8 protein-coding genes are annotated in these 10,169 nt (G+C 71.7%); 7 read left to right on the top strand and 1 reads right to left on the bottom strand.

What is annotated here, in order from left to right; translation table 11 throughout:
- The 5 genes from AC1D01_RS01195 to AC1D01_RS01175 form a co-directional block, all read left to right on the top strand.
- Positions 1-1,927, top strand: a 1,927-nt coding sequence (locus AC1D01_RS01195; protein WP_477864289.1) for an ATP-binding protein, incomplete at its 5' end; no start/stop codon positions are given.
- Positions 1,928-2,172: 245 nt separating this feature from the next.
- Positions 2,173-4,506: a phosphoesterase gene (locus tag AC1D01_RS01190; protein WP_477864288.1), complete on the top strand. Its 2,334-nt coding sequence runs from the start codon at positions 2,173-2,175 to the stop codon at positions 4,504-4,506.
- A 63-nt stretch (positions 4,507-4,569) separates the two neighbouring features.
- On the top strand, positions 4,570-5,940 hold the full coding sequence (locus AC1D01_RS01185) for a cytochrome-c peroxidase (protein WP_477864287.1): 1,371 nt from the start codon (positions 4,570-4,572) through the stop codon (positions 5,938-5,940).
- The gene (locus AC1D01_RS01180) at positions 5,937-6,554 is read left to right on the top strand and encodes a hypothetical protein (RefSeq protein WP_477864286.1); all 618 of its coding nucleotides are present in this window, start codon (positions 5,937-5,939) and stop codon (positions 6,552-6,554) included. The genes AC1D01_RS01185 and AC1D01_RS01180 overlap by 4 nt, the downstream gene beginning before the upstream one ends.
- Complete coding sequence (locus AC1D01_RS01175) at positions 6,551-7,408, top strand: 2OG-Fe(II) oxygenase (protein WP_477864285.1); 858 nt, start codon at positions 6,551-6,553, stop codon at positions 7,406-7,408. The genes AC1D01_RS01180 and AC1D01_RS01175 overlap by 4 nt, the downstream gene beginning before the upstream one ends.
- A gap of 17 nt (positions 7,409-7,425) precedes the next feature.
- Here AC1D01_RS01175 and AC1D01_RS01170 read toward each other — a convergent pair whose 3' ends face one another.
- Positions 7,426-7,953 carry a chorismate--pyruvate lyase family protein gene (locus tag AC1D01_RS01170; protein ID WP_477864284.1) on the bottom strand — a complete coding sequence of 176 codons (528 nt, stop codon included), beginning with the start codon at positions 7,951-7,953 and terminating at the stop codon, positions 7,426-7,428.
- Positions 7,954-7,980: 27 nt separating this feature from the next.
- On the opposite strand from AC1D01_RS01170, the gene pabB reads away from it, so the two are divergent.
- Together pabB and AC1D01_RS01160 are read left to right on the top strand one after the other, a co-directional pair.
- Positions 7,981-9,390 (top strand): aminodeoxychorismate synthase component I, encoded by a 1,410-nt coding sequence (gene pabB / locus AC1D01_RS01165; protein WP_477864283.1) that lies wholly within the window; start codon positions 7,981-7,983, stop codon positions 9,388-9,390.
- The gene (locus tag AC1D01_RS01160; RefSeq protein WP_477864282.1) at positions 9,387-10,118 is read left to right on the top strand and encodes a hypothetical protein; all 732 of its coding nucleotides are present in this window, start codon (positions 9,387-9,389) and stop codon (positions 10,116-10,118) included. Before pabB ends, AC1D01_RS01160 begins: the two co-directional genes overlap by 4 nt.
- The last annotated feature ends 51 nt before the right edge of the window (positions 10,119-10,169 follow it).

Raw genomic sequence — 10,169 nt, 5'->3', positions numbered from 1 at the left:
GCTGAGCGACCGCGTGCAGACGCCGCTCGGCCCGCGCTGGGGGCCGGCCGCGCTCGCGCAGGTGCAGTCGGCGCTGGCCACCGGCGCGCTGTTCGCGCCGCCGCGGCCGCAACTCGATGCGCTGTGGTGGTTGCTCGCGCTGCTGCCCGGCCTGGTCGCGCTGCGGCGCGGCATGCTGCACTCGCATGCCGACCTGGGCTGGAGCGCCGCCACGCTGCTCGCGCTGCTGATGCTCGATGCGGCCGGCGTGCTGTGGCGCTCGCAGCTGTCGAACCTGCTGCCGGTGCTGGTGGTGCCGGTCGGCTTCGCCGCGCTGTCGCACTGGCAGGGCCGGCGCGTGCTGCGCGCCGAGCGGCTGCAGCTGGAGCGCGAGCGCGCCGGTGCCGAGGCGGCGAGCCGCATGAAGAGCGAGTTCCTCGCGCACATGAGCCACGAGATCCGCACGCCGATGAACGCGCTGCTCGGCTCGGCCGAGCTGCTCGCGCAGACCAAGCTCGATGAGCGCCAGGGCCGCCATGTCGCGCTGTTCCAGTCGGCCGGCGCGAGCCTGATGGAGATCCTGAACGACCTGCTCGACCTGTCGAAGATCGAGGCCGGGCTGCTCGAGCTGCACCACCAGCCGTTCTCGCTGGTCGAGCTGGTCGCGAGCCAGACGGTGCTGTTCGAGGCCCGCGCGTCGCAGAAGGGGCTGCGGCTGCTGACGCAGTTCGACCCCGAGCTGCCGGCGGTCGTCAACGGCGACGCGCCGCGCCTCGCGCAGGTGCTGCGCAACCTGCTGGGCAACGCCGTCAAGTTCACGCACCGCGGCAGCGTGACGCTCGCAGTGCACCGGGTGGCGGATGCGCCGGGGGTTCTGCGCTTCGACGTGCGCGACAGTGGCATCGGCATCCCGGCCGACCGGCAGCGCACGATCTTCGAGGCCTTCACGCAGGCCGACAGCGGTGTCGCGCGGGCCTATGGCGGCACTGGGCTGGGCCTGACCATCAGCAGCCGGCTGGTGGCGCTGATGGGCGGGCGCATCGGCGTCGACAGCCGCGAGGGCGAGGGCTCGTGCTTCCACGTCGAGCTGTCGCTGCCCGTCAGCACCGAGGCGCCGGTGACGTTGTGGGCACCCAGCACGCCCGAGCCGGCCGGCATGATGCAGACCTCGCTGCGCATCCTGCTGGCCGACGACAACCCGCAGAACGTGTTGCTGGTGCAGGCCTACCTCGAAGGCGAGGGCCACCGGCTGGACGTGGTGCACGACGGCGCGGCGGCGGTCGAGCGCTTTGCGGCGCAGCCCTATGACCTGGTGCTGATGGACGTGCAGATGCCCGGCATGGACGGCTACCAGGCGACGGCCGCGCTGCGTGCGCTGGAGCGGCGGCGCGGCAGCGCGCCGGTGCCGGTGGTGGCACTGACCGCGAACGCGCTGCCCGACGACGAGCGGCGCAGCCTGCAGGCGGGCTGCCACGCGCACCTGACCAAGCCGTTCTCGCGCGCGCAGCTGCGCCGCGTGATCGCCCGGCTGACCGGCTCGGCGGAGCAGCTCGTGCCGACCGCCCGCCCCGAGATCGCGGCCTTCGCCGACGCGCCGCCGCCGTTGCCGGCGCTGGCCGCCCTGCCCGGCTTCGACCTCGCGACGGCGCTCGCGCGCATGGAAGGCCAGACCGCCCTCTACCTGCGCGTGCTGCAGGCAGCGCGTGATGCGCTCGCGGCGTGGAACGGCCGCTTCGCCACGGCGCAGGCGGCCGGCGACGCGGGGCAGGTGCTGCGGTTGGCGCATGACCTGAAGTCGACGGCAGCGACCCTGGGTGCCGTGCCGTTGGCGACGGCCGCGGCGCAGATGGAAGGCTTGCTGCGCCAGAACGCGCCGGTGCCGCCGGAGGTGCTCGTCGAGATCAAGTCGCAGATGGAGCTGCTGCTGTCGGTGCTGACCGAGCTGTGAAGCACCTCGTTTGCTGAACAGCAAATTCATCGCTTTTGCATAAGTCATGCGTTTTGTGCTGATCTGACGGCGCAGCGCCGACATTCGGCGACACACGCACCCACAAGTACTTTACGAAGGCCCGCACAGCGAGCCGCCATGCGGGTTGGCGCGTGCCGGGGTGGAGATGGAGACGGTTGCTGACACCGATCCGTCATATCGGCTCCCTAGAGTCCGCCGCGCTCACCCACCACCCGGACCCTGCCATGCGAAGCATCATCACCGCACCAGCCTTCTCGACGTCCCGCACCGCCTCGTTGACCCTGCTCGCCGCCGCCGTGCTCGCGGCCTGCGGTGGCAGCGACAGCTCGTCGCCCGCCCCGGCACCTGCGCCCACGCCGACCGTCAGCGGCGTCGTCACCGCGACCAACTTCATCGCCGGCAGCGCCACCGACCCGACCGTCAAGGCCGCGTACTACCAGGGCGCCAAGGTCTGCGTCGACGCCAACGCGAACGGCCTCTGCGAGGCGAGCGAGAACCCGGTCACCACCGATGCCAACGGCAAGTTCACGATCCAGATGGCCACCCAGGCCGCGCTGATCGCCGACATCGGCACCGACGCCGTCAACACCGCGAGCGGCGCCCAGGTCGCCAGCCGCGACGTGCTGCGCGCCTCGCTCGACCAGGTCGTCGAGCAGGCCGGCGGCACGATCGTGATCAGCCCGCTGTCGTCCGAAGTGCTCCGCACGATGGAGGCCAACGGCAGCACCTACGCCGCCGAGAAGCAGAACCTGGCCGACCGCATCGGCGTGACCGCGGCCCACCTGCTGGCCGATGTCAACACCCTCAGTGGCAACAACAGCGGCACCGAGCAGGCCGCGATGCTCGCCGAAGCCAAGGTGCTGGACAACCGCTTCACCTTCGCGATCACCAAGCTCGACCGCGGCGACCTGTACCCCGATGCGCTGGCCGTCGCCGGCGGCGACCCGCGACTGACCGGCGCCGCGAACGTGACGCAGGCCACCGCGCCGACCGCGGCCGACACGCGCGCCAAGATCACCTTCGCGCAGGCCGAGCAGGCCGCGTTCAACCTCGAAGGCATCCCGCGCTACGACAACGTGTTCGTCGTGATGCTCGAGAACAAGGCCACCTCGTCGATCGCCGGCTCGGCCTTCGCACCCAAGATCAACGCGCTGCTGAAGGCCGGCAACCAGCTGACCTCGTACTACGCGACCGGCAACCCCAGCGAGCCGAACTACACCGCGCTCGGCGGCGCCGACGACTTCGGCATCACCGACGACAGCCAGTGGAACTGCGATGCCACCGGCGACAACGCCGTCAAGGACCTGCCGCTGCCGGACAAGACCCAGACCGGCCTGCAGAACTCGCCGTTCGCCGCCACCTGCACGCAGACTGTCGGCGTCAACCACAACATCACCGCGCCGAACCTGTTCAACGCGCTGAGCGCGGCCGGCCTGACCTGGCGCACCTACAACGAGTCGATGAACCCGGGCCAGGACTACCGCACCGACAGCGTGGCCGATGCCGCGGTGGTCGCCGCCGACCACGTGTACGCGCCGGGYACGCTGGCCGGCAACACCGCGCAGATCGGCACCACCAACCTGAGCCTGCCGATGCCGGCCGGCCTGTACAAGACCAAGCACCACCCGGGCATGGCCTACCAGAACGTGCGCAGCGCGCCGGAGTGGAAGTACAGCAACCGCACGATGGGCGGCGGCCAGTGGGATGCAGTGCTGAAGAGCGGCAGCGCCTACGCCGTGCCCGCGAACTACGACGCGGACCAGCTCGGCACCGACCTCGCGAGCGGCAACGTCGGCGCGCTGAACTTCCTGGTGCCCGACCAGTGCGACGACATGCACGGCATCACCGTCAAGGGCGACGTGGCCGGCGGCGCCGCCGGCGTCACCGCGAGCGACTGCGCCAGCGTGGCCAACAACGTGCCGGTGGCCACCGGCGGCAACATCATCGCGCGCGGCGACAACTACGTCGACGCGCTGGTCAAGCGCATCCAGGCCTCGCCGATCTGGAAGAACCCGAACCGCCGCGTGGCCATCGTGCTGATGTTCGACGAAGGCAATGCGACCAGCGGCTTCAACTCCTGCTGCGGCTGGAACGTGGCCAACAGCGCCGTGGCCAAGCCGCTGAAGCAGAACGCCGACGGCAGCTTCTCGCCGGATGCCACGATCAACAACTACACGCGCGGCAACCGCGGCCACGGCCAGAGCATCTTCGGCATCCTGAGCAACCAGGCGTCGGCGCCGAAGGGCGTGAGCGACAGCGACGCCTACAGCCACTTCTCGCTGGTGCGCACCTTCCAGGACATGTTCCAGCTCGCCGACCCGGCGGTGGACGGCTCGTACATGAACCGCTCGAAGTACACCGAGCACTTCATCGCGGCCAACATCATGAACCTGCCCGAGTTCGCCGGCAGCGCCGACACCCACTTCGACGCGGTGCGGCCGATCAACCACGCCTTCGTCGCGCCGGCCTCCTACACGGCCAAGCAATCGGCCGACGTGACGACCGCGGCGCAGGTCGGGCCGGACAGCCAGCAGACCGGCGTCTGGTCGTTGAAGTAATCGTTGTCGCAACGCAGTACTGCTGACGGCCACGGCAAACCCGTGGTCGTCGGCCGCTCCACCATGCACACCACCCTGCTCCACCGGGCCGCGGCACTGACCGCGGCCTTCGCATTGGCCACGACGCTGGCCGCCTGCGGCGGGCGCAACGCGCCGGCCGAGGCGACGGCCGCCGCCTCTGCGCCCTCACCCTCACTCACCGCCGCCACCAGCGCGCTCAGCCTGGCCGCCCAGGTCGGCGAGAAGATGTTCATCGACACCTCGCTGTCCGGCTCCGGTCAGATGGCCTGCGCCAGCTGCCATGACCCGAAGAACGCGCACGCTCCGACCAACGACCTCGCGGTGCAGGCCGGCGGCGCCGACCTGAAGGCCCACGGCACGCGCGCCGTGCCGTCGCTGCGCTACAAGGAGGTCACGCCGCCGTACGCCGACCTGCTCGACAACCCCGACGGCATCAGCGTGCCCGGCCCGGGCGGCGGTTTCGCGTGGGACGGTCGCGCGCCGACACTCGCCGCGCAGGCGCAGATGCCGCTGCTGGCCGCCAACGAGATGGCGAATGCCGATGCGGCCGCGGTGGTCGCGAAGCTGGAGGCCGGCCCCTATGCGGAGCTGTTCCGGCAGGCCTTCGGCGCCGGCGTCTTCGACGACACCACCGCCGCGTTCACGAAGGCCGGGCTCGCACTGCAGGCCTACCAGCTGGAGGACCGCAGCTTCCACCCGTACTCCAGCAAATACGACCTGTACGCCGCCAACAAGCTCGGCGGCACGCTGACGCCGGCCGAGGTGCGCGGCTTCAAGGTCTTCGCCGATCCGAAGGTGGGCAACTGCGCCTCGTGCCACTACCAGGGTGCCGGGCTGAACGGCAGCTCGGCGCTGTTCACCGACTTCTCGTACGAGGCGATCGGCGTGCCGCGCAACACGGCGATCCCGGAGAACGCCGACCCGGCCTACGCCGACATCGGCCTGTGCGGCCCGCTGCGCAGCGACCACCCACCGGCCGCAGGCAACACCTTCTGCGGCATGGTGAAGGCACCGACGCTGCGCAACGTGGCAACGCGCCACGCGTTCTTCCACAACGGCGTGATGCACTCGCTGGAGCAGGTGATCCGCTTCTACAACACACGCGACACCTGGCCGGAGATCTGGTACCCGACGGTCGGCGGCAAGCCCCGCGCCAAGCCCGATGCGAGCTTCCCGGGCTACGGCCTCGTCACGACGCAGTACGCTGGCGGCAAGGTGAAGAAATACGACGACCTGCCGCCGCAGTTCGTCGCCAACATCGACACCCAGATGCCGCTGGACGGCCGCCAGGCCCACAGCGCGCCGCCGATGAGCGAGCAGAACGTCGCCGACCTGATCTGCTTCCTGAACACGCTGACCGACGGCTACCAGCCGCCCGCCTCGGCCCCGACCACCGGACCCTGCACGCAATGAACACCCTCTCGCTTCGACTGCTCGCCCTGATGGGCGCCGTGCTCGCGATCGCCGGCTGCCACCCGGCCCCCGACCAGGCCACCTTCACGGCCGCGATGAACACCTACCTCGCCCGGCGCGGCGACCTGTGCCTGGGCAAGTCCGCCTGGCCGATCGACGTGACGCAGCACGAGATCGATGTCGGCGGCCGCAACGCACGGCAGATGCCGCCGCTGGAGCGGCTGGGCCTCGTCAGCGCCAGCGTCGCCGAGGTCGTGGTCGACGACGAGGGCACGAAGCACGCGATGAAGGTGCGCCGCTTCGAGCTCACCGAGGCCGGCAAGCGCTACCTGGTGCAGCGCGATGCGAAGACGCGCGATTTCTGCGCCGCGCACCTGGCGCTGGATCGCGTCGTCGGCTGGAAGCTCGACCGCGGCGAGCGCGGCCCCGACACCCATGCGCTCGTGACCTACACCTACCGCATCGCCGCCGCGCCGTGGACCGGCGACAGCGAGATCCAGCAGGTGTTCCCGGTGGTGGCCGGCATGGTGCGCGGGGCCGGCACGACCCAGCTGGAGGAGAACTTCGTGCGCACCGAGCGGGGCTGGGTCGCGGTGGACCTGTTGGGCACATGAGCAGCGCAGCCCTGCAACTGCGCTTCGCGCCAGCGCTCGGCGACTGGGTCGCGCAGCACCTGGCGCAAGGGCAGCCGCCGGCCGCGCTGGTCGACGCGATGTCCGAACGCCAGGTGGCACCGGACGCGGCCCGGGCCATCGTCGACGCGTTCGTGCGGGCGCGCGAGCGCGGCATGCCTTTGCCGATTGACACGATCGATGCGGTGGCGCCGCGTGCGCGGCTGGCCGACGGACCGGTGATCGCGGCAGGCGACCGCCGCATTCGCGTCGCGATGCGCACCGATGCGCCGGCGCTCGCGGTGCTGCAGGGCGTGCTGGACGCCGACGAGTGCGAGGCGTTGATCGCACTCGCCCGGCCGCGCCTGAAGCCGTCGACCCTGGTCGACCCGATGAGCGGGCGCGATGTGCAAAGCGGCCTTCGCGCCAGCCTGGGCATGTTCTTCCGGCCCGCCGAGACGCCGTTGATCGAGCGGCTGGACAGCAGGCTCGCGGCGCTGATGGGGCTGCCCGCGTCGCACGGCGAAGGCCTGCAGCTGCTGCACTACCCGGCCGGCACCGGCAGCGCGCCGCACTTCGACTTCCTGCAGCCGGTCAACGAGGCCAACCGCGCGTCGATCGCGCGCAGCGGCCAGCGCATCAGCACGCTGGTGTGCTACCTGAACGACGTGGCCGGCGGCGGCGAGACCGACTTTCCGCAGCGCGGCCTGCAGGTGACACCGCAGCGCGGCCACGCGGTGTACTTTGAGTACGACGGGCGGGACGAGCGCTCGCTGCATGCGAGCTGGCCGGTGCTGGCCGGCGAGAAGTGGGTGGCGACGAAGTGGATGCGCGAGCGGCCGTTCATCTCCCAATAGCGGTCAGCCCCTAGCGATCAGCCAGTGACCGGCTCGGCCTGCGGCAGCATCGCGCCGCGAAACACCTCGAAGATCAGCATCAGCGGCCCCTCGGGCGTGACGATGCGGTAGGCCCGGCTCGCCCGCGGATCCGGCAGGCCGACCACCTTCCAGAGCCCCGCTTCGAGCGCCGGTTCGCTCTCGATCGCCTGGCGCTGCACGAACAGGCGCGCCAGCAGGTGGCCGATCGGCGCGGCGCCTTCGTCGAGGCCGCGCAGGAACCAGTCCGGCACCGCATCGAGCCGCGTGTACGACAGGTTGTCCATCAGCACGCGGCCGCCGGCCACCAGGCTCGTCACGCGCTCCAGCCAGGCCGTGCCGCCCAGCTGCTCGGCCACGCTGCGCGGCACCTCGGCCGTGCGGTGCTGGTGGTGCAGCATGATCTGCACCGGCAGGCCGCACATCGCCGAGCAGGTGCGCGTGGTGGAGCCGTCCTGCGCCAGCAGCAGCCGGCGCAGCGGCTCGTGCCGTGCCGCCGGGGGGAAGATTTGCCGCTCTACACTCATGCGCCCTGTGTCCTGTGCGTGTACTGCGTGGCCGATTCGAAGTCGACGATCCTACCCCTGACGCTCTCCGGCCGGCCACAGGATCTGTGCGCCCGGCTGCTCGCCGCCGGCCCGGCCGCGCTGCTGGAAAGCAGCAAGGCCATGCCCGGGCTGTCCGGCTGGTCCTACCTGGCCGGCCCGCCGGCCGCGCTGCTGGAGACCGATGCGCACGGCACCTGGCTGCGCGATGCGCAGGGGCAGGTGCTGCAGCGGTGGGCCGATCCGTTCGATGCGCTGCGCGAGCTGCTGACCCGCACTGCAGCGCCGGCCACCGGGCGCCCCGCCGGGCTGGACTTCGCCGGCGGCTGGCTCGGCTGGCTCGGCTACGACCTCGCGCGCCACGTGGAACGGCTGCCGGTGCACGCCGCCGCCGACCCGGACCTGCCCGCGTTGCGGCTGCAGCTGTGCGACCAGGTGCTCGCCTACGAACACGCGACGCAGCGCTGGTACGACGCCCGCCTGCAGCTGCCCGGCCTGCTGCCGCCGCGCGACGAGGTGCACGCCGCCACGCTCGCCCGCGCCGCCGGGCCGATGCCCGCGGCCACGCAGTTCCGTGCCGGCGAGATGCACTCGCGCACGCCGGCCCCGCGCTACCTGCAGCAGGTGCGCGAGGTGCTCGCGCTGATCGCGCAGGGTGACATCTTCCAGGCCAACCTGTCGCACCGCCTCGAAGGCGATTTCGAGGGCGACCCGTTCGCGCTGTACCGCCGGCTGACCGCGCTGAACCCGGCGCCGTTCTCGGCCTACCTGCCGCTGCCGGACGGCGCGATCGCGAGCGTCTCGCCCGAGCGCTTCCTGCGGCTCGACGGCCGCGAGGTGAGCGCGCGCCCGATCAAGGGCACGCGCGGGCGCGGCGCCGATGCGCAGGCCGATGCGCAACAGCGTGCCGCGCTGGCCGCGAGCCCCAAGGACCGCGCCGAGAACCTGATGATCGTCGACCTGATGCGCAACGACCTGGGCCGCGTCGCGCAGGTCGGCAGCGTGCGCGTCGACGGCCTGTTCGAGATCGAGGCGCACCCGAGCGTGTTCCAGATGGTCTCGACGGTGCGCGCGCGGCTGCGCGACGGCGCCGGCACCGCCGAGCTGCTGCGCGCCTGCTGGCCGCCCGGCTCGATGACCGGCGCACCCAAGGTGCGCGCGATGGAGATCATCGAGGCGATCGAGCCGCTGCGGCGCGGGCCGTACGCCGGCGCGATCGGCTACTTCGATGCGGCCGGCGGGATGGACCTGTCGGTCGTGATCCGCACCGCGGTCGTGCACGGCCGGCGGGTGATGGTGCAGGTGGGCGGCGCCGTGGTCGCCGACTCCGACCCGCGCGAGGAACTCGACGAGACGCTGGCCAAGGGCCGGCTGCTGTTGCACGCCCTGCGCGAGGGATCGACACTCCCGCTGCAATGAACGAGGCGACCCCCTTGCTGACCGGCGTGCACCGCCGCCGCCTGCGCGAGGTCTGGCGTTCGGCCGGCTGGCCGTGCCAGGACCTGGTCGAGGTCGAGCTGCTGTTCCTCGGCCTGCTCGAGCGGGTGCGGCAGGTGTCGGGCCACGAGACGCTGCGCGTCACCGAGGCCGGCATCGCGGTGCTGGCCGAGACGCTGCAGCGCAACCGCGCGCGCCGCGATGCGCACGAGCAGTTGGTCGAGCGCGTCGCGCGCGAGATGACGCGCGCCGGCCGCCTCGCCTGGCGCGGGCTGTCGCTGCGCGCGAAGGTCGACGAGGGCTGGGTGATGGCGATGCCCGACGTGTTCTCGATCCGCCACACCACCGTCGAGGCCTACCTGGAACCGATCGTCCACGAGGTCAAGGTGCATCGCAGCGACCTGTTGTCGGACCTGCGCCGCGCCGCCAAGCGAGCGGCCTACCTGCAGCTGAGCAGCGAGTGCTGGTACGTGCTGGCCGACGGCATCGCGCAGGCCGACGAGATCCCGCCCGAGTGCGGTGTGCTGGTGGCGCGCGGCGGCGCGCTCGAGGTCGAGCGGCCCGCGCCGCGGCGGCCGATGCGCATGCCCTTCCACCTGTGGATGGCGCTCGCGCGCGCCACGCCGCTGGAGGGCTGGCGCGACGAGGACGCGCAGGCGCAGCTGGGGGCTCCGCCTTTGCCGCCGGACGCTTCGTTGCCGGGCGAATAAGGTCGGCCGGATTTCGAGGATCACCCCTCGCGGAGGCGCCCCAGGATGCGC

The sequence above is a fragment of the Rhizobacter sp. P3_B12 genome (genome assembly GCF_056402895.1).
This window is presented reverse-complemented; position numbering and strand designations above follow the sequence as displayed.